General features: G+C 70.3%; 22 protein-coding genes and 5 pseudogenes. 9 read left to right on the plus strand and 18 right to left on the minus strand.

Features of this window, described 5'->3' with window-relative positions; all coding sequences use genetic code 11:
• Nucleotides 1–84: 84 nt before the first annotated feature.
• The 5 genes and pseudogenes from ACIBEA_RS16415 to ACIBEA_RS16435 all read right to left on the minus strand — a co-directional run bounded on the left by ACIBEA_RS16415 (nt 85) and on the right by ACIBEA_RS16435 (nt 3,893).
• Nucleotides 85–438, minus strand: a complete 354-nt coding sequence (locus ACIBEA_RS16415) for a PRC-barrel domain-containing protein (protein WP_399261333.1) — start codon at nt 436–438, stop codon at nt 85–87.
• A 377-nt stretch (nt 439–815) separates the two neighbouring features.
• Nucleotides 816–977, minus strand: a complete 162-nt coding sequence (locus tag ACIBEA_RS16420) for a hydrophobic protein (protein ID WP_385773101.1) — start codon at nt 975–977, stop codon at nt 816–818.
• Between the two features lie 540 nt (nt 978–1,517).
• Nucleotides 1,518–1,703 (minus strand): annotated as a pseudogene (locus ACIBEA_RS16425) (HAD hydrolase-like protein); the annotation flags it as partial.
• 356 nt (nt 1,704–2,059) lie between these two features.
• Nucleotides 2,060–2,221: a hydrophobic protein gene (locus tag ACIBEA_RS16430; RefSeq protein WP_385773101.1), complete on the minus strand. Its 162-nt coding sequence runs from the start codon at nt 2,219–2,221 to the stop codon at nt 2,060–2,062.
• A 715-nt stretch (nt 2,222–2,936) separates the two neighbouring features.
• Nucleotides 2,937–3,893 (minus strand): TIGR03557 family F420-dependent LLM class oxidoreductase, encoded by a 957-nt coding sequence (locus ACIBEA_RS16435; RefSeq protein ID WP_399261335.1) that lies wholly within the window; start codon nt 3,891–3,893, stop codon nt 2,937–2,939.
• A 607-nt stretch (nt 3,894–4,500) separates the two neighbouring features.
• Here ACIBEA_RS16435 and ACIBEA_RS16440 point away from each other — a divergent pair.
• Both ACIBEA_RS16440 and ACIBEA_RS16445 read left to right on the plus strand, forming a co-directional pair.
• Complete coding sequence (locus ACIBEA_RS16440; protein ID WP_399261337.1) at nt 4,501–4,722, plus strand: hypothetical protein; 222 nt, start codon at nt 4,501–4,503, stop codon at nt 4,720–4,722.
• On the plus strand, nt 4,719–4,985 hold the full coding sequence (locus ACIBEA_RS16445) for a DUF4235 domain-containing protein (protein ID WP_399261339.1): 267 nt from the start codon (nt 4,719–4,721) through the stop codon (nt 4,983–4,985). Before ACIBEA_RS16440 ends, ACIBEA_RS16445 begins: the two co-directional genes overlap by 4 nt.
• A gap of 588 nt (nt 4,986–5,573) precedes the next feature.
• Here ACIBEA_RS16445 and ACIBEA_RS16450 read toward each other — a convergent pair.
• The 3 genes from ACIBEA_RS16450 to ACIBEA_RS16460 form a co-directional block, all read right to left on the minus strand.
• On the minus strand, nt 5,574–5,975 hold the full coding sequence (locus ACIBEA_RS16450; RefSeq protein WP_399261341.1) for an SRPBCC family protein: 402 nt from the start codon (nt 5,973–5,975) through the stop codon (nt 5,574–5,576).
• Between the two features lie 157 nt (nt 5,976–6,132).
• Nucleotides 6,133–6,462: a plasmid stabilization protein gene (locus ACIBEA_RS16455; RefSeq protein ID WP_399261343.1), complete on the minus strand. Its 330-nt coding sequence runs from the start codon at nt 6,460–6,462 to the stop codon at nt 6,133–6,135.
• Nucleotides 6,463–6,571: 109 nt separating this feature from the next.
• A complete protein-coding gene (locus ACIBEA_RS16460; protein WP_399261345.1) occupies nt 6,572–7,591 on the minus strand; it encodes a DNA topoisomerase IB in 1,020 nt (339 codons plus the stop codon).
• 410 nt (nt 7,592–8,001) lie between these two features.
• Here ACIBEA_RS16460 and ACIBEA_RS16465 point away from each other — a divergent pair, with 410 nt between their 5' ends.
• Together ACIBEA_RS16465 and ACIBEA_RS16470 are read left to right on the plus strand one after the other, a co-directional pair.
• Nucleotides 8,002–8,370, plus strand: a complete 369-nt coding sequence (locus ACIBEA_RS16465; RefSeq protein ID WP_399261347.1) for a hypothetical protein — start codon at nt 8,002–8,004, stop codon at nt 8,368–8,370.
• Nucleotides 8,371–8,452: 82 nt separating this feature from the next.
• Entirely contained in the window at nt 8,453–9,157 is a 705-nt protein-coding gene (locus ACIBEA_RS16470) for a DUF6766 family protein (protein WP_399261349.1), read from the plus strand.
• A 36-nt stretch (nt 9,158–9,193) separates the two neighbouring features.
• Here ACIBEA_RS16470 and ACIBEA_RS16475 read toward each other — a convergent pair whose 3' ends face one another.
• The 3 genes from ACIBEA_RS16475 to ACIBEA_RS16485 form a co-directional block, all read right to left on the minus strand.
• On the minus strand, nt 9,194–10,738 hold the full coding sequence (locus ACIBEA_RS16475) for an FAD-dependent oxidoreductase (RefSeq protein ID WP_399261351.1): 1,545 nt from the start codon (nt 10,736–10,738) through the stop codon (nt 9,194–9,196).
• A 1,011-nt stretch (nt 10,739–11,749) separates the two neighbouring features.
• Nucleotides 11,750–13,477 carry a thiamine pyrophosphate-dependent enzyme gene (locus tag ACIBEA_RS16480; RefSeq protein ID WP_399261353.1) on the minus strand — a complete coding sequence of 576 codons (1,728 nt, stop codon included), beginning with the start codon at nt 13,475–13,477 and terminating at the stop codon, nt 11,750–11,752.
• Between the two features lie 82 nt (nt 13,478–13,559).
• On the minus strand, nt 13,560–15,143 hold the full coding sequence (locus tag ACIBEA_RS16485; RefSeq protein ID WP_399261355.1) for an FMN-binding glutamate synthase family protein: 1,584 nt from the start codon (nt 15,141–15,143) through the stop codon (nt 13,560–13,562).
• A gap of 739 nt (nt 15,144–15,882) precedes the next feature.
• Here ACIBEA_RS16485 and ACIBEA_RS16490 point away from each other — a divergent pair.
• The 3 genes from ACIBEA_RS16490 to ACIBEA_RS16500 all read left to right on the plus strand — a co-directional run bounded on the left by ACIBEA_RS16490 (nt 15,883) and on the right by ACIBEA_RS16500 (nt 17,188).
• Nucleotides 15,883–16,335 (plus strand): hypothetical protein, encoded by a 453-nt coding sequence (locus ACIBEA_RS16490; RefSeq protein ID WP_399261357.1) that lies wholly within the window; start codon nt 15,883–15,885, stop codon nt 16,333–16,335.
• 100 nt (nt 16,336–16,435) lie between these two features.
• The gene (locus ACIBEA_RS16495) at nt 16,436–16,588 is read left to right on the plus strand and encodes a hypothetical protein (RefSeq protein WP_399261358.1); all 153 of its coding nucleotides are present in this window, start codon (nt 16,436–16,438) and stop codon (nt 16,586–16,588) included.
• A gap of 207 nt (nt 16,589–16,795) precedes the next feature.
• Entirely contained in the window at nt 16,796–17,188 is a 393-nt protein-coding gene (locus ACIBEA_RS16500; protein ID WP_399261360.1) for a hypothetical protein, read from the plus strand.
• A 394-nt stretch (nt 17,189–17,582) separates the two neighbouring features.
• Here ACIBEA_RS16500 and ACIBEA_RS16505 read toward each other — a convergent pair whose 3' ends face one another.
• The 4 genes and pseudogenes from ACIBEA_RS16505 to ACIBEA_RS16520 all read right to left on the minus strand — a co-directional run bounded on the left by ACIBEA_RS16505 (nt 17,583) and on the right by ACIBEA_RS16520 (nt 19,526).
• Complete coding sequence (locus ACIBEA_RS16505) at nt 17,583–18,080, minus strand: hypothetical protein (RefSeq protein ID WP_399261362.1); 498 nt, start codon at nt 18,078–18,080, stop codon at nt 17,583–17,585.
• Nucleotides 18,081–18,309: 229 nt separating this feature from the next.
• A pseudogene (locus ACIBEA_RS16510) lies at nt 18,310–18,456 on the minus strand (cobalt ABC transporter ATP-binding protein); the annotation flags it as partial.
• A gap of 33 nt (nt 18,457–18,489) precedes the next feature.
• Nucleotides 18,490–18,681, minus strand: a complete 192-nt coding sequence (locus ACIBEA_RS16515) for a hypothetical protein (protein ID WP_399261364.1) — start codon at nt 18,679–18,681, stop codon at nt 18,490–18,492.
• Nucleotides 18,678–19,526 (minus strand): IS3 family transposase, encoded by an 849-nt coding sequence (locus ACIBEA_RS16520; protein WP_399261366.1) that lies wholly within the window; start codon nt 19,524–19,526, stop codon nt 18,678–18,680. The genes ACIBEA_RS16515 and ACIBEA_RS16520 overlap by 4 nt, the downstream gene beginning before the upstream one ends.
• A gap of 31 nt (nt 19,527–19,557) precedes the next feature.
• Between ACIBEA_RS16520 and ACIBEA_RS16525 the strand changes: the two are divergent.
• Nucleotides 19,558–19,704 (plus strand): annotated as a pseudogene (locus tag ACIBEA_RS16525) (hydrolase); the annotation flags it as partial.
• Nucleotides 19,694–20,510, plus strand: a pseudogene (locus ACIBEA_RS16530) (transposase); the annotation flags it as partial. The pseudogenes ACIBEA_RS16525 and ACIBEA_RS16530, both read left to right, overlap by 11 nt.
• Here the strand turns inward: ACIBEA_RS16530 and ACIBEA_RS16535 are convergent.
• The 3 genes and pseudogenes from ACIBEA_RS16535 to ACIBEA_RS16545 form a co-directional block, all read right to left on the minus strand.
• On the minus strand, nt 20,474–21,256 hold the full coding sequence (locus ACIBEA_RS16535) for an oxidoreductase (protein WP_399261368.1): 783 nt from the start codon (nt 21,254–21,256) through the stop codon (nt 20,474–20,476). The pseudogene ACIBEA_RS16530 and the gene ACIBEA_RS16535 sit on opposite strands and share 37 nt — an antisense overlap.
• A gap of 83 nt (nt 21,257–21,339) precedes the next feature.
• Nucleotides 21,340–21,918: a TetR/AcrR family transcriptional regulator gene (locus tag ACIBEA_RS16540; protein WP_399261370.1), complete on the minus strand. Its 579-nt coding sequence runs from the start codon at nt 21,916–21,918 to the stop codon at nt 21,340–21,342.
• Between the two features lie 111 nt (nt 21,919–22,029).
• Nucleotides 22,030–22,297 (minus strand): annotated as a pseudogene (locus tag ACIBEA_RS16545) (IS630 family transposase); the annotation flags it as partial.
• Between the last annotated feature and the right edge of the window lie 92 nt (nt 22,298–22,389).

The following is a 22,389-nucleotide window of genomic DNA, read 5'->3' on the forward strand; positions in this document are numbered from 1 at the left end:
GCCGCCCGGGCGGTACAGCGACGGGGCGGGGGCGACAGCCGAATGGCTGTCGCCCCCGCCCCGCGGTGGCGATGTACCCGTCCGTCAGAGGTGGTGCGGGCCTTCGTAGTAGCCGCCGACCTGGCGGTGGTAGTCCGCGTTACCCAGGTGCTTGTCCTTGTCGAACTCGGGAGCGTTCTTGATCTGCTCCTTCGTCCGGTCGACGTAGATCTTCTCGTCGGCCGCGTCGACCCGGGAGACCGTGCCCGCGGGCAGGAGGACTTCCTTGCCGAAGATCCACGGACCGGTGTCGACCACGATGTAGGCCGATCCGACCTCGTCGGAGTGCTTGTCGACCTTCCCGATGGAACCGTCCGTCGCCTCGACCTTGTAACCCGTCAGATCCGCACCGGCCAGGTGGCCGGACGTCCCGCGGTAACCCCACACATTTTCAGTCATGCGATAAACAACTCCTCCGGTCAACGGGAGGCGGAAGGGGGAAACAACTCCCTGCCGCTCTTGCCCTTTTTCCGTACTGCGTGCGCGGCGGGAACCTTGCTCCGCCAGATCTTCGCCTGCCCCGCATTCGGACCCGCACACACCCCGTTCGAATTGGATACCGGGACGGCCGTCGATCGTTGGAGGTGAGCAGGTTCCCTGCCGCGTCACGGCGACCGCCCCAGCGCTATACCGGCTACCCCCTATATTCGGTTTCACCCGGTATCGGCACATCAGGGTCAGCGCACGGCGGCACGCATGGCTGTGGCCTGCCATCCGCCAGTCGGGGGTGGCAGGCCACAGCCATACCGCATCTGAACTGCGTGAACATCAGGTGGCTACCAGCGATACCAGCGGCCGCTCCCGCCCTTCGGACGGGCCACGAAACCGACCAGCCACAGCACCAGGACCGCAATCGCGACCCACCAGAGAATCTTCAACGCGAAACCCGCACCGAAGAGAATCAGAACCAGCAGAAGAACAAGAAGCAGGGGAACCATAGTTATCAACCTCCGAAGCACCGCATGCCCCACCACACGCTGGACATGCACACGCAACTTACCTGTTTCTTATCGACGCAGGCGGGAACACGCATGCGCCAATCGGAGCACTCCCCAGCCCAGCCCGTCCGCATAGGGGGAAACCAGGGACCAGGCCGCCGATGCCCGCCTCTCTGCCACCTGCCATCCGACAGATCGGGCTCCTTGCGGTGGGGCAGGGCTGCGCGGCCCTCCTGATGGCGCCTGGCTCCACGCCACGTTTTCAAGCGGACCCTGCGCGGGCCGATCGCCAAGGTCGCATGGCAGGCCGTGCTCGGGGCAGTAGCCGGGTGACCGGTGCGAGCGGCTGCGTTGCACGTCGTACGCCGGTGCCGCCGTCACGGCGGTCGACGTGTCCTGGGTGGTTGCGCCGACCTGTGCCGGTCCATCGGCACGGTAGCTCCGAGCCAGGGGGACCGTAGTGGACGAGTGGGAGGTGGGTCCGTTGCTCGGTTCCGGCGTTACGTCAGCGAGCTGACGGGGTGCCCAGCGGGCGGACGAGCGGTCCCGGTCCTCGCCGAGCAGGTGGTCGAGGAGATCCTCGCCGGGCAGCCCGATCGCCCGGTGGACGGCGTGCATGGAGACGCGGTGTCCGGCCTGGCGCAACGCTTCCCACCAGGAGGTGATGTGCAGGTGGTCGGTGTCGGTGAGGGTGCCGTCGACGTCGAAGAGGGCCGCGCGGTTCATGGGTGACTCCGCACAGCTTCCGTAGTGCGGGCAGCGGTTCCGCTGTCGCTCACGGGAGGTAGCGGAAGGTGGGGCAGGTCACGTACGTCGTCAGCGCGATCAGGGGTGCTCGAAGATCACGGAGAAGCCGAATCCGGCCCGCTCCGCCCCACCATGGGGACACCAGATCGCGTGCACCTGCTGGCTCGATCATCATCGTGTACCCGATTCGCACCATACCCGGCGCCTTGCCGCGGACCGGGATCCGAAACCCCTCCCCGCACGTGCGTGATGGCTGTGGCCTGGCACCCTGCTCGACAGGGTGCCAGGCCACAGCCATCACGCGTGCGAGCCGTGCGCACGGCGGACAGACCCAGCTACCAGCGGTACCAGCGGCCGCTGCCTCCCTTCGGCCGGGCGACGAACCCGACCAGCCACAACACCAGGACTGCGATGGCGACCCACCAAAGGATCTTCAACGCGAAGCCCGCGCCGAAGAGGATCAGAACCAGCAGAAGTACGAGAAGAAGGGGAACCATGTCTACCGACCTCCAAGACCCGCATGCCCCATCACCCTGCGAACATGCACGGCCTGTTGTCGTCTCCGCGTGTGGAACGCGTTGGGATTCGTCGTCAGGATTCCCCCTCTCCCACTTCGCGCTCGCGGCTCTCGCGCCGCGTCGCGTCGGCCCGTTGCTTGAGTTCCTCGGGGCTCACGCCCCCGGCTCCCTCTCGGCCGGCTTCCGGACCGACGGAGCCTTGTCCAGGGCGGGCCGTGCGCTCTTGTTCTTCGCGCCCCTTACCCGGCTCCTGGTGCTTGTCCCGCATTCCACCCATGGGGGCCGCTCCTTCATGATGACCTTCATGTGATGATCGAAGGCGATCGGCGGGGCGCAGCGTCCGCAGGACGCCGGCCGTGGACGGCGTCGTGTGCCCGGGGCTGCGCCCCCAAGTTCCTCGCTTTGCGCGACTACCCCGCTCCTTCATGATCACCCCGCACCATGGCCGCCACACCGACCCACGGCGGAAAGCGGCTGCGGCCGACCTGGCCCGTGATCGGCTCGGCCTGAAGTGGCTGGGCCGGCGGCATCCCCGGCTGGCGGGATGGGACGGGCGTGACGCCTGCTGCGCGAGGTAGGCGTCGGACGAAAGCGCTCACTCAGCCGAGCCAGTGGACAGCACGCCCTGAGGCCGCTCCCGAGGATCCGGTGGCGATGCCCCGCCCCCGGGGCCAAGACACTGCGGCGGGGCCGGTCATCCGGCGAGGGCGGGCAGCACCTTCTCGCGGTAGGCGGTGAAGAAGGCCTCTTGGTCGGGGCCGATCTGTCCGACGTAGACCTCTTCGAAGCCCGCGTCCACGTAGGCCCGTACGGCGGTGACGTGTTCTTCGACGTCGTTGCCGCAGGGGACGTCCTGCGCGACCTGGTCGCGGGTGACGAGCTGGCTCGCCTGTTCGAAGTGGGCCGGCGTCGGGAGTATCTGGGCGAGTTCGCCCGGGAGGTGCTCCGTGGGCCAGATCCGGTGCGCGGTGTCCACGGCCCGGTCCCGGTCCGTGTCCCAGCACACCTTGAGGCCGCCGAGCACGGGCTTTCCTTCGCCGCCGGCGTCCCGGAAGCGGCCGATGGCGTCCTCGTCGGGGCCCATGGTGACGAACCCGTCGCCGATGCGGCCGGCGAGTTCCGCGGCCTTGGGGCCGAAGCCGGAGACGTGGATGGGCAGGCGCCCGTGGGGTGTGGTGTAGAGGCGGGCGTTGTCGACGGTGTAGTGCGGGCCGCGGTGGCTGACCTGACGGCCGGTGAAGAGTTCGCGCATCACCGCGACGGCTTCCTCCAGCATGTCGGCGCGTTCGTCGAAGGAGGGCCAGCGGTCGCCGAGGACGTGTTCGTTGAGTGCCTCGCCGGTACCCACGCCCAGCGCGAAGCGTCCCTCCAATAGCCGGCTGGAGGTGGCTGCGGCCTGGGCGGTCACGGCGGGGTGCAGGCGCACGGTGGGGCAGGTGACGAGGGTGGTCACCGGCAGGTCCACGGTCTGGGACAGGGCTCCGATCATCGACCAGACCAGTGGACTGTTGCCCTGGGCTTCGTTCCAGGGATGGAAGTGGTCGGAGATGGCGAGCCGGGTGAAACCGGCGTCGGAGGCCCGGCGGGCCTGCTCCAGCAGCTGGGCCGGGGTGAATTCCTCGCAGGCCAGGAAGTACCCGAACGACGACATGGACCTTGCACCTCCCAAGGGACGGACAACCCCCGGTCGGCAGCTGCCCGTGGCGCCGCGGGACAAACGTCGCGGCGGCCCGGCCGTTTGACGGCGAACCGTGCGGTAGGCGGTGCCAGGAGGTTCATCCAATACCCCAGACCAAGGAACGACACGGCATTCCGCCTTCTACGAGCGCTGTTCCAACCCGCTTTCGGCTGTCCGCGCGAGGGATGCGGCGCCGGACAAGGATCGGTTTTCAGCGCGTCGTACCGGGCACCCGCTCCGAGTAGGCGTAGGCGTAGGCAGAGGAGTGGACACGTGGGCAAGAAGCAATCTGCGGCGGGGCAGGCGAGGCGTCCCGATCGGGGGGACGCGGTGGACGAGCACGGCCGCCCGCCGGGCGTCCCGTCCCGGACGGGCACGGGGGATGGTCCGGCGGCCGACCCGGACCGTGTGGACCGCGCCCGTGGCGGCGCCGTGCCGCCCGGGCGGCGCCAGGAGACCGAACCGGTGGATCGGGCGGACGACCCTGCCCGGCGTGATGAGCCGGCCCGCGGGCAACCACGAAAGCGGGCGCGGCCGGGACAGGCAGCGGACCGCATTGGCGAAGGAGAGGACGACCAGGATGAAGGATGAAACCGTCAGGAAGACCGCCTTGGTGACGGAGGAGATCAAGAAAGCTGCTGGGGAGGCCGTACGGGCCGTACACCACGCTGCTCCCGCCGCCCTGGCCGAGGAGGGGACACAAGTGGCCCGGGTGGGGCACGCCGGGCGAGGGCCGGTCTTGGCCGTCGGCGCCGCATTGCTTGTCCTCCTGCTGGCGCGCCGCCGCCGTGAACGCCGATGAACGTCTCCGCTGTGGCGTACAAGCCGGTCGGGTTCGTGCTCGGAGCCGCCGGCGGCGCGATCGGCGCTGCCGTGTTCCGTCAGGCATGGAAAGCCGTGGAGGGCACGGGTGACGCACCCGATGCTACGGACGAGGAACGTACCTGGCGCGAGATCCTTCTCGCTGCGGCCATCCAGGGGGCGATCTTCGCCGTCGTCAAGGCGATCGTCGACCGCTCCGGCGCCGTCGCCGCCAGGCGCCTGACCGGAACCTGGCCCGGCTGAGACCGGCCCGCGCCCCGGTTCGTTTTCCCCGGCCGGGAACGGGCAGCCGCCAGGAAAGGCAAGGCGAGATCGGAGGCAGTCATGGATGAGCAAGGTGGTACTGGCGGCGTACCCGAGCACGATGTAGGGAGCTCACGGCCGGCCGGTCGGCGACACGCGCCCCGTGCTGACGAGGGGACCGCTGCGGCCGATACGGACGAGGCGAGCCGACTGGACCGGCCGGTACCCGCACCGGGCCCGGCGACGGGACGTCGGCGCTGGGTCGGCCCGGAGGGCCGGCGCGGCGCGGACGAGGAGAAGCGGAATGTGAACGATGAGTGAGGCGGCATCTGGGGCTACGGCTACTGGGCGCAGTCGCGCAATGAGCGGTGCACCGTCCCCCGCAAGGCCACCATCGCCGTAGAGGGAGCGAACGTCGCCACGGCAGGGGGAAGGAGAATAGCCGGCCGCGGTCCACGCCACCATGGCGCCACGACCGTTCGCCCCCAGGAGCAGTCCCCCTCACCGCCGGGGGTGGTCCGTGCGGAACAGGTGGCCCTCCGCCGGCCCGGTCGACCGCTACCACGAGCAGGGCGCGGCACCACGGCGTCAGGCCCGGAGCCTGCCGGCCGGCTGCTGTTCGACGACCGTGGCCAGGCGGGCCAGCATGCCTCGGTGCCGGAGCTGGAGGGCCGCCTCGCTGACCGGGTTGTGCAGGACCCCGCCGAGGCCGCGCAGGGGGTGTTCGTCGCAGATGACGAGGGTCTCCTCACCCCAGGGCCTGAGCTGGAGGAAGATCCGCGCCGTCCCGAGAGACTTGAAGGACGCCTCCAGCTCCAGCTCCCTGCCGGTCTCCCGGTGGCGGACGGTCGTGGTTCCCTGAGTGGACCAGGGGCCCAGCCGGATCGTGTAGCGCAACCGGGAGCCCGGTGCCGGCCAGTCGTGATCGAGAGGTGTGGACTCGGACGGGCCCACGACCCACTCCCCGTACAGCGTCGGATCTGCGAGCACGGCCCAGACCGCACCGGGGGGCCGGCGGATGAGTTGATGACGGACGGCCACGAGGACCCCTCCTGCTGTCGTCTCCTGCTGCCCTGGTGCACGGCTCGGCACCGCTCAGCACGGAATCGGCCGGGCGAAGAACATTGCCTGTCCCGTCCAGCTCGGCTCAGTGGCCGAGGGCGTTCTTGAGCTGCTGCTTGCTCATGGTCGAGCGGCCCTCGATCCCGCGCTTCTTGGCTTCCCGATACAGGTCGTCCTTGGTCCGCTCGGACGAGTTGCCGCCACTCCGGGACTTTTCGCCGCCGCGCTGTGAAGCGGACTTGCCCCGGGTCGAGGTGCTGCTCGCGGTCTTGCTCTCACCTGATCGGGCACGCTCCTTGTTCACGGTTCGGGCGGCCATCTCCGTGGCCCGTTCCTCCGACATTCCGCGCTTCTCTCCCGACTCTTTGATGTGCTCGTACTGGCGCTCGCGTTTGGCACCGGATCCTCGCGGCATGACGTCACCCTTCGTAGACGGTGCGGTGTCACGGTCATGGTGCGCGTACCCCGGTTGGGCCGCATCTCACGCGGTCTGCCGGGTCGGGTCACGGCCGGGCCTCGCCGGCTCAGGCGAGGAGCTTGCGGACGGCCTTCTCCACGACGCCCCTGGTGGCGGGCTGGCCGTACTCCACGTCCTTGCCCAGTCGGTCCAGAACGGGGGCGATGGTCGTGCCGCTCTCGAAGAGCTCGACGACCCGGGGGCTGATGTAGGAGGCACGGCACACCGTCGGTGTGTTGCCCAGGTAGTCGCTGACCTCACGGACGGCGCGCACGACGGCACGGTGCCTGCGCGTCGCTGATTCGCCGACGACCTCCGTGGAAACGGCGAGGGCCACGGAGGCGAGGACGGTGGCGTGCCACGTCCGGAAGTCCTTGGCCGTGAGGTCCGTGCCGGAGGCGCCCCGCAGGTACTCGTTCAGCTCGGCCGCCTGGACGTCGTGCCAGGCCCCGCCCCGCCAGTAGGCGAGGAGCTGGGGACCGTCCGCACGCCGCCGCAGGAGCGCCGCGATGACCGCGTACGCATCCGGGTCGACGAGGGTGAGGCTCTGGTCCTGCCCGGATTTGCCCCGGTAGCTGAAATGGATCTCTTGGCGGCCGCAGGTGACGTGCTCGCGCAACAAGGTGGTGAGGCCGTACGACTCGTGGTCGCGTCGGTACGCCTGCCCGCCGGCCCGGAAGAAGCCGAGGTCCAGCAGGCGTGCACCGCAGGCCAGTACACGATCGCGGCTCAGCCCGCGCCCGGCCAGGTCGCTCTCGATCTGCCGGCGCAGGCGGGGCAGCCGCGCGGAGACCGCCAGCACGTGCTCGTGTTTGGACGCCTCCTGCTGCTCCCGGAAGCGGGAGTGGTAGAGGTACTGGCGCCGGCCCGCGGCATCGGTGCCGATGGCTTGGACGTGCCCGTTCGGCCAGGGACAGATCCATACGTCCTCCCAGGCGGGCGGGATGACCAGGGCCCGGATCCGATCCCGGTCGGCCGCATCGGCCAAGGGCTTCCCGCGCGTGTCGACGTACCGGAATCCACGGCCGTGCCGGACCCGGCCGAAGCCCGGCCGCGCGGGGTCGCTCGTCCGCAGCCGCGCGGTCACCGGGCTCTTCCCTGCCCGCCCCGCCGGGCGGCGTCGCCCCCGCAACGGGAACCTGACACCTCAGGGCTCGACTTCGCCACGGCGGCCGCCTTCGTCTGCCGATCAGCAGGACCGGATGCCTCCACGGTAGGCCCGGCGCGACCGGCGCACCCCTCGGGTGCTCATGGGCACGCTGTGGGGCGTACCGCGCGGGTCGGGCCCGGAGCCGCTACACCGGTTCGGGGTCTGCCAGACGGGTGGTCCGCGGGGGCAGGGCAGGTGCCCGGCCGTGGGCAGGGCATATATGGGCAATGCCGCTGTCGTGGTACCCCCTGGGATTGGGCGCCGACCCGGATCCGCCGTGCTCGGTGTCGCCGACGGGGCGAACGAGAAAGGGGGCCGCCGTCCGCACAGCACTGTGCGCGGGCCTGGTGGGCGTGCTCATCGGTGGGTGCGGGGCACCGACGGCCAGGGTCGACGGGGCTCGGACCGCCGGCGACGCCTTCGAGCGGGCCCTGGCCTCCGGGGACGGGACATCCGCTTGTGGGCTCCTGGCACCCGAAACGCTCGGTCAGCTGGAGCAGGACGAGCGGAAGTCCTGCGCGGTGGCCATCGCGGCGCAAGGGCTGCCGAGGGCGGGTGCGGTGCGCGCGATCGAGGTGTACGGGCGGCAGGCCCTGTTGCGCCTCGACGGGGAGACGCTGTTCCTGTCGCAGTTCGCTGCGGGATGGAAGATCGTGGCGGCCGGCTGTACTCCTCAGCGGGAGCGACCCTACAAGTGCGCGCTGAAGGGCGGCTGAGGATGCGCTTCCTGTTCGTGACCTGCCTCGTCGTCGTGGTGGGCGGGCTCGCCTACTTCACTGCCATCGGGGCGATGCACCTATGAGCGACGACACGCGTGAGAAGCAGCGGCGGGGCGGGTTCTGGCGGGACAACAGCCTCACCCTGGCGTTCGGGACCGCCTTCCTCATGGTCCTGGCCGCACAGGCGCTCGTCGGACACGCCGAGTTCAACGACCAGCTCGCCATCGACGGCCTTCAGCGGATCGGCCTGGGCGAGTACGTCACGACCTCCGACTTCGCCGTCGACGTCACCGAGAACTGGCAGTCGGAGTTCCTGCAGTTCTCGCTCTACATCATCGGCACGGTGTGGCTGGTCCAGCGAGGTTCCCCCGAATCCAAGGAACTGCACAAGTCCGGTACCGAATCCGATCGGGAGCAGCGCCTGGGCGACCACGCGAAGGTGGACTCACCCCGCTGGGCCGGCACGAAGGACTGGCGCCAGCGGCTGTACTCCTCCTCGCTGGGCCTGGTCATGGCGCTCCTGTTCGCCGGGTCCTGGCTCGCCCAGTCAGTCTCCGGCACGGCGGCCTACGACGAGCAGCGGCTGCGGCAGCTCCAGGATCCCGTCGGCTGGGGCACGTATCTGACGCTGCCCGACTTTTGGAGCCGGACCCTGCAGAACTGGCAGTCCGAGCTGCTGGCGGTCGCGGCCATGGTCATCCTCTCCGTGTACCTGCGCCAGCGGGGCTCACCCGAATCCAAGCCCGTGGGCACCGCCCACACCTCGACCGGAGTCGAGGGCTGATGCCTGCGGTCCAGGTTGGTGCGGGGTCGGAGAAGGTCAGAGCTCTCCCGGATCCAGCTGTTCCAGGGGGTCGAGCGCCGGTCCCTGGAGGATGTCCCCGTCGATACCGAAACGGGAGCCGTGGCAGGGGCACTCCCACGTCCGTTCGGCGTTGTTGAAGGCGACGAGGCATCCCAGGTGGGTGCAGACGGCGGATACGGAGTGCAGCCCGCCCCGGTCGTCGCGGTGCACGGCGCAGGGCTTGCCGCCGGCCCTGACCACCGTCCCTTCGCCCGGCCGCAGGCTCGCCACGGGGCCGTTGCTGCCGCCGCCGAGCGTATCGAGGCGGTCCTTGACGAAGTGCTTCCCGGTGTCCCACTGGGCCTTGAGGAGCTCTGGGGCGGAGCGCAGCGCGGAGCCGACGCGTGCGGGATCGTACAGTCCGTCCCACGGGTCCTCTTCGCCGCCGACCAGCGAGGCGATGACCGTTCCGGCCAGGACCCCGCCCGTCATGCCCCAGCCGGCGAACCCCGTGGCGACGTAGACGTTCTCGCCACCGCCGGGCAGTCGGCCGATGAGCGGCAGCGCGTCCGTGACGCTGTTGTCCTGTGCCGCCCACCGGTGGGTGGTCGTGAAGCCGGGGAAGCGCTGCTCGGCCCAGGCCTGCAGCCGTGCGTACCCGGCTTCGGTGTCTTCCCCCTCGCCGGGCGTGAACGCCTCTCCCGTGACGATCAGGAGGCGGCTGCCGTCATCGAGCGGCGCCGTGCGGACCGACCGCTTGCCGCCCTCCTCGGTGATGTACATCCCCCGGGGGTCGAGGTCGGCGGGAACGGGGCCCGCGATCACGAGGTCGCGGTGCTGGCTCAGCCGGGCGGCGAGCAGGGCATGGTCGAAGACGGGGTGGTGGGTCGCCACCACGACGTGCCGGGCGGAGACGGTGGCACCCGATTCGGTGGTGAGACGGCAGGGATCGCCGTCGTCGAGGGCGGTCACGCGGGTGCCCTCGTGGATGCTGCCGCCGAGCGCGACGATGTCGTGGACGAGGCCGGACAGGTACTTGAGCGGATGGAACTGCGCCTGGCCCTCCACCCTCACGGCTCCGGCGACCGGGAACGGAAGACCCGTCTCGGTGACGAAGGAAGCGCTCAGGCCTGCTGCCCGGGCCGCCTCGGCCTCCGCGCGCAGGGCGTCCACCCCGCTGGGATCACGGCTGTACGTGTAGGCGGGGCGTCCCTCCAGTTCGCAGTCGATGCCGAGTTCCGCGGCCACGTCGGACACGTGACGCAACGCCGCGCTCTGGGAGGCGGCGTACCGGCGCGCGGCGTCTTCGCCGTGCTTGGTGCGGAGCGTGTCGTACACGGCGGTGTGCAGGGCGGTGACCTTTCCCGTCGTATGCCCGGTGACGCCTCCCGCGAGCCGATCCGCTTCCAGGACGACCACACTGAGCCCCGCGCGGGCGAGTTCCCATGCCGCGCTGAGCCCGACGATGCCACTGCCGATCACCGCCGCGTCAGCCTCCGCCGTCCCGGAGAGGGGAGCGAAGGACGGCATGTCGGCCGTCCGCATCCAGTACGAGCGGCCGTCGTTCGAAGGTCGGTTCATGTCCGGCGACTGCCCCCCGAGCGGCCACTGATGCGCGGACGTTCCCGTTGGTGACGAGCTGTGTCGGTCCGGGCACGGGGGTGGACACGTCCGGAGGTGACTGCTTGATCCGGACGACCCGGGGCACGTGCATCTGAGGAAGCAAGGTCGAGAGGGGCCTGCGGGAGGCGGCATGAGAGCGGCACGTGGTCATCGGCGAGCTCGCGCGGACGGCTCGCGCTCTGGCCGCCGAGGCCGGGAAGACGATGAGCGAGCCGGTGCTGCACGAGGGAGCACGCCCGGCCCTTGTAACCGGAGGCGGGCGGGCGGGCGGGCGGTGCGGACGCGCCGCGGGCGGGCTTCGGGGGCCTGCTCCGCCCGGTGGAGCTCTCGTGGTCGGGGCCGGTGGGCCGGCCGGAGGTGCGGCAGCACTTCCGGCCATTCGCCGAGCCGGGTGCGGGGGCGCGTCGATCGCGGGACCCGCACGAGCGGGCCCGCCCGGGGCCCGGCGCCAGCAGCAGGCTCACCCGCCCCGCCCCGCCCCGCCCCGCCCCGCCCCGCAGTCGAGCCCCCGACAGGCGTATCAGCCCGCTTCCAGCTCGTGCGGCATCGAGGACAGCGAGGGCGGTCGCCGCAGCACGAGGGCCCCGTGCGCGAGGTCCCGGCCGAGGCCGGAGCGCCCGACGCCGACTCCCGTTCTGCGACCCTTCCGCAGACCCGATCGGAATCCGAGAAGATGCTGCTCCAGCCCGGAGGCCGGACCCGCACCGGCCGCGCCGGCCGACCGAGCCGCCCCGGCGGACACAGCGCCGAGGATGGTGGTGCGCCACGTCCGGAAGCCCTTTGGCCGTGAGGTCCGTGCCGGAGCCGCTTCGCAGGTATTCGTTCAGCTCGGCCGCGCGGACCTCGTGCCGGGCCCCCGCCCCGCAGGTGGGCGGGGGACCGCATGCCGTCGTCACGTCGCCTCAGGGGCGGACCGGCCACCGCCCACCGCGTACGCCGCGGGCCGGGAGGGCCCGGGCTCCCGCCCCTTCAGCTCTGGCGGCCCGGGAGGATCTCCTTGACCTTGGCCACGGCGAACCCCCAGCCCTGTGATGCGGTCGGCCGTCCGGGGACGGCCACCTCCTCGGGGTTGGTGAGGACGTCGAGCACCACGGGGCCGGGCGTATCCAGTGCTCGGCGCACTCCGTCGTGCAGGTCGGCCGGGTCGGTGATCCGGATTCCCGTCAGGCCCAGGGCCGTCGCGACGGCCGCGAAGTCCGGATTGTCGAGCTCGGTTCCGAACTCGGGCAGGCCCGTCTGCTCCTGTTCCAGCTTGACCATGCCCAGTCGGCGGTTGTCGAAGACGACCAGCTTCACCGGCAGCCGGTGCGTCCTGATCGTCATCAGGTCGCCGAGGAGCATGCTCAGCCCGCCGTCCCCGCACAGGGCGATGACCTGCCGTTCGGGTGCCCACAGTTGGGCGCCGAGGGCCTGGGGCATGGCGTTGGCCATGGAGCCGAGGTTGTAGGAGCCGATCACGCGGCGGTCGGCGCGCATGGTAACGAAGCGGGAGAGCCAGACGGTGGCCATGCCCGTGTCGGAGGTGAACACGGCGTCGTCGTCGGCGTAGGCGTCGATGGCGGCGGCCAGTGCCTCGGGTCGGACCTCGTGGTCCCGGTTGTCCACGGCAGCGCGGAGCCGGCCGCTCCAGCGGCGCTCGTGCGCGGGATCCGCGAGTCGCTGTTGGCCCTCCTGCCACCGGACGAAGCGCTGGCGGGCGTCCTCCAGGTGGGCCCGGTCGGGAACCGGCTCCAGTAGCGGGAGCAGGGCTCGCAGCGTGGCGCCCACGTCGCCGGCGAGGCCCACGTCCACGGGGGTCCGGCGCCCCAGGTGGTCCTCCCGGGTGTCGATCTGGACGACTTCCACGTCCCGGGGGTACCACTCCCGGTACGGGAAGTCAGTTCCCAACATCAGCAGAGCGTCGCCGCTGTCGAGGGCGTGGACGGCGGCGGGGTTGCCGATGAGGCCGCTCTGGCCCACTTGGAAGGGGTTGTCGCCCTCGAACCCCTCCTTCGCCTTCAAGGTCAGCACCATGGGCGAGGCGAGGAGCTCAGCCAGCTCAAGGACCTCGGCGCGGGCACCGCGGGCGCCCTGCCCGACGAGGAGGGTCACCCGGGACGCCCGGTTCAGCAGCTCCGCGGCTCGCAGGAGGGCGGGCTCGTCCGGACGGGTGACGGCGCGGTCCAGGGCGAACCGCGTGGGGCGGTCCTCGCTCAGCTCACGGTCGCCCAGGTCGCCGGGGACGGTCAGGACCGCGACGCCGCCCCGGGTCACTGCGGCCCGCACGGCGGACTCCAGCAGGCGGGGCATCTGCTCCGGCGAGGTGACGGTGGCCCGGTAGACGGCGACGTCCCGAAAGAGGAGGTCGTTGTCGACCTCCTGGAAGTAGTCGCTGCCGATCTCGGCGAGGGGCACCTGACCGCAGATGGCGAGGACAGGGGCGTGGCTCTTGGCCGCGTCGTAGAGACCGTTCAGGAGGTGCACGGAGCCTGGCCCCACGGTTCCCATGCACACGCCGATGGTGCCGGACAGCTGGGACTGGGCGCCGGCGGCGAAGGCGGCGGCCTCCTCGTGCCGGCAACCGATCCACTGCGGGCCGTCGCTCGTGCGGATGGCCTCGGTCAGTGGGTTCAGGGCGTCCCCGACCACTCCGAAGACGTGTTGTACGCCCAGTTCCTCCAGTGCGTCCACGATCACGCGGGCGACGGTGCGTGCCACAGGGTGTCCCTTCTGTGAGGTCAGTGGGCCAGGTGTGTTGTCCCGGCAGGTCCGGTACGGGCGCGTCGGCGCGGGGACCGTGTCAGCTGGCGAAGCGGTCGGGATCGGCCGCCGCCCAATCGCCTGCCCACTCCTGCGGCGGAGATGCGAGCAGTTGCCCCGGGAGGAGCCACGTGTGCAGATCCGCGTACGAGCGGACGGTGTGCGGGTCCACGCGGTGCAGCAGCATGTGAGGGCGCAGGTCGCCCGGGCCCTCGACACCCATCGACGCCATGATCCGCAGGGCGCTCTCGACGGTGGACCGCTGGTAGCGGCGCACGCGCTCGGCCTTGTCGCCGACGACCAGCGCGCGGGCGCGCCGCTGGTCCTGGGTGGCGACGCCGACGGGACAGGTGTTGGTGTGGCAGCGCTGCGCCTGGATGCAACCGAGCGCGAACATCATGGCGCGGGCCGCGTTGGTGTAGTCGGCGCCCTGGAGGAGGCGCTTGACGAGGTCGCTGCCGGTGGCGACCTTGCCCGAGGCGCCGATCCGGAGGCGGTCGCGCAGCCCGGTGCCGACCAGCGCGTTGTGCACGGTGATCAGACCCTCGGTGAGCGGCAGGCCGACGTTGTCGGCGAATTCCATGGGCGCCGCTCCCGTACCGCCCTCCGCTCCGTCGACGACGATGAAGTCCGGGGTGGTGTCCTCCTCCACCATGGCTTTGCACACGGCGAGGAACTCGCGCCGCGAGCCGACGCACAGCTTGAACCCGACGGGTTTGCCGTCGGCGAGTTCGCGCATGCGGGCGATGAAGCGCACCAGCTCGCGTGGGGTGGAGTACACCCGGTGGTACGGCGGGGAGACGACGGTCTCCCCTTGCGACACCCCGCGGACCTCCGCGATCTCCGCGGTGACCTTGGCGCCCGGCAGGACCCCGCCGATACCGGGCTTCGCACCCTGACTGATCTTGAGGGACACACACTTGACCTGGGGATGTGCGGCCTTCTCGGCGAACTGGCGCTCGTCGAAACCGCCGTCCGCGGTGCGACACCCGAAGTATCCGGTGCCGACCTCCCACACCAGGTCGCCGCCCGGGCGCAGGTGGTGCTCGGACAGGCCGCCCTCACCGGTGTCGTGGGCGAAACCACCCAGTCGCGCACCGGTGTTCAGGGCCAGGACGGCGTTGGCGGACAGCGAACCGAAACTCATCGCCGACACGTTGAGCAGGGCCATGTCGTACGGCCGGGTGCACCCCGGCCCCCCGATCCGTACCCGGGGAGGGTCGGTGCGCACCGGCCGCGGCGCCATGGACGGGATGAGGTACTCGCTGCCGGGCCGGTAGAGGTCGAGCTCGGTGCCGAAGGGCTCCTCGGCGTCGGTGCCCTTGGCGCGCTCGTAGACGATGCTGCGGGTGTCGCGGTCGTAGGGGCGGCCGTCGACGTTCCGCTCGACGAAGTACTGCTGGACTTCCGGCCGCACCGCCTCCAGGGCGAACCGCAAGTGCCCCAGGACGGGATAGTTCCGAAGAACCGAGTGCCGCCGTTGCACCACGTCGTGCACGGCGACGAGCGCGATCAGGAGCAGGGGCCCGCCGGCGGCCCACCACCAGGGCGAGAGGAGAACGGCGGCGACCGATGTTCCCGCGGCCGTCGTGGTGAGCAGGGCTACCAGCAGAGTCTTCAGCACACTCCGCGTGTGTCCGGATTTCCGGCAGCCAACCCCGGACCCGCCCGTCCGCAGGTTCCGTGTGTCCGCGGCGGCGGCCTGCTCCCGCTCCGCCACGCCCCCGACCGCGGCCCTCAGGCAGGAGGGCGCCGCTCCGGCCGAGCCCGTGGTGCCCGCGCACCGTCAGAACACCGCGGGGCTCGTACGGAAGTCAGGCCACAGCACTAGCGATTCTCAGATCCGGGAACCGAATGGTCCGGGGTGTTCCATCGTTCCCTATGAGGGACACGTGTGCCCTATGGGGGATGGCGGTGGTGTGGTCGGGCAGGCTGCGCCGCGTCGGGTGGGGGCGCGTGCGCGGATGTGGTGCTGGCGGTAGAGCTCTCGGAGTTCGAGCGGATCGTGTTGTACGGGGTGGCGGGTACTCCCGGGCCGGAAGTACCCGCCGCCGGGGCACGACTACCCGCGCCCGTGAACGCCTGTGAGCGCGTGGTGGAGAAGACCCGCGCCACGCGACGTCCTCGACCCCATGCTCGTCCAGCCCGAGCTCGTCGCGGAGGTCAGCGCCGACACCTCCGTGGACCGCGGTGGCGTCTGGCGCCATCCGCTCCGCATACGTGCGCCTGCGCTGGGACGTGGCTGTCGAGGACGTGCCCCGGTTCGAGGGAACCGGGCCGCCGCAGCAGCAATGACCTGGACGGGCCGACGCGCGGAGTGCTGCAGGGTGTCGCCCGGGGGAGTGGGCGGGAGACTGCCGGTCATGGATGTGGAGTCGGTAGCGGTGGAGTTGTATGAGCTGCGGCCGTTGGAGTTCACCGCGGCTCGCGACGTGTTCGTGGCCCAGGCCCGTAAGGCGGGCGACAAGCAGCTGGCCGCCGCGATCGGAGCATTGCGCAAGCCGACCGTTGCGGTGTGGGCGGCCGGCCTGCTGGCCCGCCGCCGGCGCAACGAGGCGCACGGCCTGGTCCAGCTCGGTGAGGCGCTCCGCACCGCGCACCGCACGCTGGACGGCCAGCAGCTGCGGAAGCTGTCGCATGATCAGCACGTGGTCATCGGCGAGCTCGCGCGCACCGCGCGGGCCTTCACGGGATCTCCATCACGGAAGGTGTCGAGGGGTTCGGGCATCCTCGCCCAGTGCGGCGGTCAGCCCCAGCAGGGCGTGCCGCGTGAGGCCCGCAGGTCACCCGGCCGGACCTTCTGGCCACCCGGGTAGTGCCGACCGTCAGGCGGCGGGGCGGAGTCGAGGCCGAAGCGCGCGCACGGTGGCGTTGTCGGGTCCGGGTCCCGCGCGGTTCGGCAAGGTGCTGGAGGTGATGACCGGAGTGGTGGCTCGCTTCGATGTCCGTGAGGAAGCCAACGCACCCGAGAGCCTGACGCGGCAGGGCCTTGTGGCCGTGTCGCCGCGCGGCATCCCGGCCAGCCGGTCCGCCGGGCCCACCGCCAAGGGATTTTCCGGCCTGCCATGAAGGTGGACCGTCGAGAGAACCCTCATCAAGCGTTCCCTGCCAGTTTCCGCAGCCAAGAGTCCGGCCCGCTCGCAGCTCTGGGCTCTTGTCAGTAGCCGTTGTCTTTCCGGACTTGATCGGCGGGTTTCCGCTGGTCAGGCGTGAACTCCGTGGCATCGAGGAAGAGTCGGGCCGTCACGCCTGTCGGTTATGACACGGAGGTTGTCGATGGCTTCGGGCATGGGCTTGTTGGAGGCGCGCGAGACGGCCGCGCAAGTGCGGGTCGAAGGGCTCCGCGAGGAGGCGGAGGCGGTGCTGGAGCGGCGGGCCATCGCCCGCGTGGAGCTGGCCGAGGCCCTGTCCGGGCCGGAGCCGGAGCCGGAGACCGGCCACCCGCCGGAGTCGGCGCCGGCCGTTGCCGAGGCCCCGGTGGCGGGGTCGGTGGTGCCGCACTGGCGGGTGGGGCTGACGATGGAGGTGCTCGCGCCGGACTACCAGCGGCTGGTGGGCGTGCTGGAGGCGGAGGCGTGCGGGTCCGGGCTGCGGGCACGGGAGTTGGCCGCACGACTGGGCCTGGAAGCGGTGTCGGCGAAGGTCGAGGGGGTGCGGTCGAAGGTGTAGCGGCTGGTGGAGCGGGGCTGGCTGGCCGAGGAGCGTCCCGGGGTGTTCACGCCGAGACGGGCTGCCGGGTGACGTTTCGGTCCGGTGGCGGGCGAGGCGGCGTCCCATGAGCACGGTCATCGACCACAGGACGGCGGTTTCGCTGCTTTCGGGCCGGGTCTCGTAGTCCCGGGCAAGGCGCCGCGAGCGCATCAGCCAGCTCAGCATCCTCTCCACCACCCACCTGCGTGGAAACACCACGAACCCGCTCATTTCGTCGGTGCGTTTGACGATCTGAAGGGTGAGCCGCCCTGGACGAACCCTTGACCCACACTTCCCTTCGTACGACCGTCTCCAATGGTGCAACGTGAGGGGAGAAGGCCGGATTCCGGGGCTATGTGGACGTCCGGGTCCGTCAGGCGAGGTGGATCGTGAAGCGCCTCACGACCTTGGGGGTTGTGGCGATCGTGTCGGAGTGGACCCAGCCGCGAGCCTTCTTGTACTCCCCGGTGCCGCCAGTGATCGCGTTGTCGAAGGGACCCTGGTCGAGGTAGTTGAAGTACACCCCCTGCGTGGTGAGCTGGCCGCCCGGGAGGGTGTAGGTCACGACGCACTGCTCCGCTTCATCGGCGCCGCCCCGGGTGGTGGTGCAGGTGCCGTGGGTCTCGCCGACCTTGTTGTGCGCCTCGTCGAAGAGGTCCGAGCGGACGACGACTTGATCGCCTTGCGAGACGCTGCCGGGGGTGACGGGGAAGCGGGTCAGCTGCTGCACCTCGGCCAGGAGTGTGATGATCCGGGCCTTATCCCTGGCCTGGGCGGAACCGGTGTCCGTCGCGGCGGCTGCGACGGAGGTGCAGGCGAGGAGGGTGGCTAGCGTGGCCGTGCCGAGGCAGGCCGCTCTGATGGGGCGCATCATACGACTCCTGAGGTTGATATCCGGGAATGATCGGATGGTGAACTCTCATCCGATTTCGTTCGATTCCCTTCATACCCTCGACTCTGCCGCGCCGCGGGGCACCCCGGCACGAACCACCGGTACATCCAGCCGGTCGGACCAAAGTCAGGCGGCGGAGCTCGGCACGAAGGCGAGCGGCAGCTCCAGGGGCGATGCCGGGCCAAGAGCTCTGCGTCGGCGACGATCCCGCCCGTCGGCCCGTCGGCCCGTCGGCCCGTCGGCCCGTCGGCCCGTCGGCGGCGATGGCGCCCTCGCTGAGGATGACCGAGCGCGGGCAGAGCTCCAGGGTGTACGGCTGGTCGTGGGTGACCATCAGGGCGGTGACGTCCAGGGAGTGAGGCGTCCCCCGGAGTGTGGACACGGGGGTTCATGCTGCGAGTGTGAGTTTACGTTCTCGTTGGTGCTGTTGTGCGAACTCGGTGGGTGAGAGGTAGCCGAGTGAGCTGTGGTGCTGGCGGGCGTTGTAGTAGGTGAGCCACTGGAAGATCACTCCGTCGACGTGGCCGCCGCGGGCCGCCACCGCCATCGTGAGCGCGTCGATGACCAACTCGGTCCTCATACGGTGGCCATCGACCAGCCGAGCACCCGGCGCGAGCAGGCGTCCAAAACGCAGGCCAGGTACAGCCACGTGCCGCTGACCTGCCCGTAGGTGATGTCGCCGCACCACTTCTCGTCCAGGCCGGTGGCGGTGAAGTCGCGTCGGACCCGGTCCGGCGCGGGCGGCGCGAGCCGGTCGGGGACCGTAGTGCGCTTGCGCCGGCGCAGGTGCCGGCCCTCAAGCCCCTCTCGGCGCATCAGCCGTTCGACGCGCTCACGGTTGACCGTGGGTTCGAAGCCCCGCAACTCGGCATGGACCCGCCGGACACCATAGGTCCCCTCGTGGTCGGCGTGGATCTCGCGGATCTGGGCCACCAGCGCGTCGTCGCCGGCCTGCCGCGCCTCCCGGACCGCGGCGCCGGCTACCCACCGGTAGTAGCCCGACCGCGAGACCCGAAGAGCCTGGCATATCCGCTTCACACCGAAGACGGCGCGGTTGGCGGAGATGAAGTCCCAGCGGCGGGTCATGCCCTCATCTCCTTGGCGAAATACTGGGCCGCCCGCCGCAGGATCTCCCGTTCGAGCTCCCACTCCTTCTCGGCCTTGCGTAACCGGCCGTTCTCCGCCCGCAGCCGCGCCAGCTCCTCGTCCCGGCCCTCCACCGTCGCCTCCACAGACCCGGCCCGCCTGCTCGTCGGTCTGACGCACCCAGCTCCGCAGCGTCTCGCCGCTCACCCCGACATCCGCCGCGACCGACGAGTACGTGCGCTGGCCACCAGCGGCGCGATACAGCGCCACCGCATCGTTCCTGAACTCCTCCGGATACGGAGACCTACGTCCCACCAGGACACCTCTTCCTCGGACCATCAAGATCCATTGTCAGAGTGTCCACACAGGGGTCGCCTCAGTCACCGCCCGCCCCGGGATCGTGTACTCCTTCACCGAGCGCAACCTCAAGGCGGTCGGCTACCCGGTCTCGGGCCTCTACGTCCGTGATCTGCCCGCCCTCTTCAGCGAGGTCAGCGCGTACAAGACGGCCAAACGTCGCCCGTCCGATACGCATCGGCCGCGAGGCGCTGCGCTGCCTGCTCGCGCGCCGCGATGTGACGTTCCAGCGGACCAAGACGTGGAAGCAATCCAACGACCCGGACTTCGACGCCAAGCTGGACCGGATCGAGTACGCGCTGACCGATCGCCCCGATCGCCCCGATCGCCCCGATCGCCCCGATCGCACCTTCGCCTTCGACGAGTTCGGGCCGCTCGGCATCCGCCCGACCGGCGGGTCCTGTTGGGCCAAAGAGGGCAGGCCCGACCTCGATTGTCGGCGACCTGCCAGCGCACCCACGGGGTTCTCACGGCTGTTACTCGATCGGCGATGACGCGCTCTGGGGCATCAACCGGCGCCGCAAGGGCATTGCTCCGACCTGGGCCGCACTCAAGACCATGCGGTCAGCACGTCCCGACGGTGCCCCGATCTACGTGATCCTGGGCAACCTCTCCGCCCACAAGAACGCGCGCATCCTGCGCTGGGCAGCCCAGAACAAGGTCGAGCTGTGCTTCACGCCGACGAACACGTCCTGGGCACCCGATCGAGACGTACTTCGGACCACTTCGGCAGTTCACCCTCGCCAACTCCCATCACCCCAACCACACTGCCCGACACGGGAGTTGCACTGTTACCTGCGCTGGCGCAACCAGAATGCCCGGAGCCCCGATGTGCTGGCCGCACAGCGGCGCGAGGGTGCCCGCGTCCGCAGCGATACGGGCATCCGCTGGGGCGGACGTCTCCTCACCGCCCCAGCGCGCCAGTCGTCTCACACCGTCTTGATGCCGCCGCCCTCGACGACGTAATCGGCGCCGGTGACGCTCGCCGCGCGGTCCGAGACGAGAAACGCGACGACGGCCGCGACCTCGTCGGCCTCGACCATGCGGCCAGTGGTCATACCCATCGCCGCGGGCACCCCGGCCACGAAGTCGCGGTGCCCGACACCGTTCGCCTCTGCGAGGCGGGCGCCGAAGCCGTCGGCGTCCTCCCACATACCGGTACGCGTCGGACCGGGAGAGACGGTGTTCACACGCACACCCTGGGGGCCGAACTCCTCGGACAGCGCCTTGCCGAACGCGTTGAGACCCGCTTTCGCGACGCCGTACTCGATCGGGCCCGTGCCCGGCAGGCGCGCACTCATCGACGAGATGTTCACCACCGAACCGCGGCGCTCCAGGATGCTCGGCAGCAGCCGACGGGTGACCCGGACCGTGCCGAACAGGTTGACCTCGAAGCTCTGCGCCCACAGGGCGTCGTCGGTCGCGAGGAAGCCGTCCAGGGTAAACGTGTCACCGCCGCCCAGATTGTTGACCAGGATGTCCACGCCGCCAAGTTCCACGAGCGCCCGCACCCCCAACTCCTCGGCACCTTCCGACGTGCTCAGGTCGACCGCGACCGGGTGGGCGCCGGTCTCTTTCAGCTGGGCCGTGATCGTGCGGGCCGCACCCACCACGCGGACCCCCTCGGCGACGAGCTGCCTTGTGATCGCGAGGCCCACGCCTCGGCTGGCCCCGGTGACCACCGCGGTCTTCCCGGCGAGATCGAGCTCCATGTCAGACTCCTTGAATATATTTGAATCACAGGTACAAAATGAGGCCACAAAAAATGAGGACGGCATCGACCGGCGGTGTCGGACTACAGCGACCCCATCACCGCGTCCACGACCCGCCTCAACTGCGTGTCATCCACGGCGGTCTTCGCCAGCACCCGCATGCCGATCACTGTCGCGAGCAACCAGGCAGCCGTCGCCGCCGCGTCGCGGCCGCCGGCGATCTCGCCGGCCCGCTGACCTTCCTCAACGGTCGCCCGGAACGCACTCTCCGTACGCGCGAACATCTTGCGCACCGTGTCCGTCGTCTCGGCGTCCGAGGTGGCCAACTCGGCGGCGGTGTTGACCGCCATGCAGCCGCGCCGATGCGGGTCACCCAGGTCGAGCTCGACCAGTGCCTCCAGTGCACCCCTCAGTCGATCCTTCGCCGAACCGGGGTGATCGAGAAGCGCCTCCAGCCACGCGGCCTGTGAGTCGCGGTAGCGCGCAAGTGCCCGTTCGAACAATGCGTGCTTGCTGCCGAAGGTGTTGTACAGACTGCCCTTGCCGATGCCGATCTCGTCCACGAGGTCCTGCGGCGTCGTCGCCGCGTACCCCTTGCGCCAGAACACGCCCATCGCGCGCTCCACCGCCACGTCCGGATCGAACTGCTTCGGCCTGCCCATGGTGCCACCGTAACACCATTTTTGACCTTGAGGTCAAAAGTAAGTTGCATCTCGACGCCCACCGCCGACACATCCTGAGTGCCGACCCGGTGAAGGTTTCCGGCCACAGCACTAGTGACCTGAGTCAGAGATTCGTTGGGAGGCGACTTGGTCGAGGATCTCGTCGGCTGTCCTGGTCCAGATGAACGGTCTGGGGTGCTCGTTCCAGTCGGCGAGCCAGGTTCGGATGTCGTGTCTGAGTGCCTGGACGGAGCGGTGGACGCCACGCGTGAGCTTCCTCTGGGGCGGCGCGGCGAGCCACGGCTCGACCAGGTTGAGCCAGGATGCGCTGGTCGGAGTTGAAGTGCAGGTGGAACCGCGGACGGGCGTACACGAGCCAGGCACCGAGGCCGTCGGGCGGTTGCGCGAGAGCTCATCAGCGCGGGCATGGCCGCAGCTGCTTGGGCGGAGGGCTCCTGTCCGTTGAAGTAG

The organism is Streptomyces sp. NPDC051555, assembly GCF_044454405.1.
In the GTDB taxonomy this organism is placed as follows: domain Bacteria; phylum Actinomycetota; class Actinomycetes; order Streptomycetales; family Streptomycetaceae; genus Streptomyces.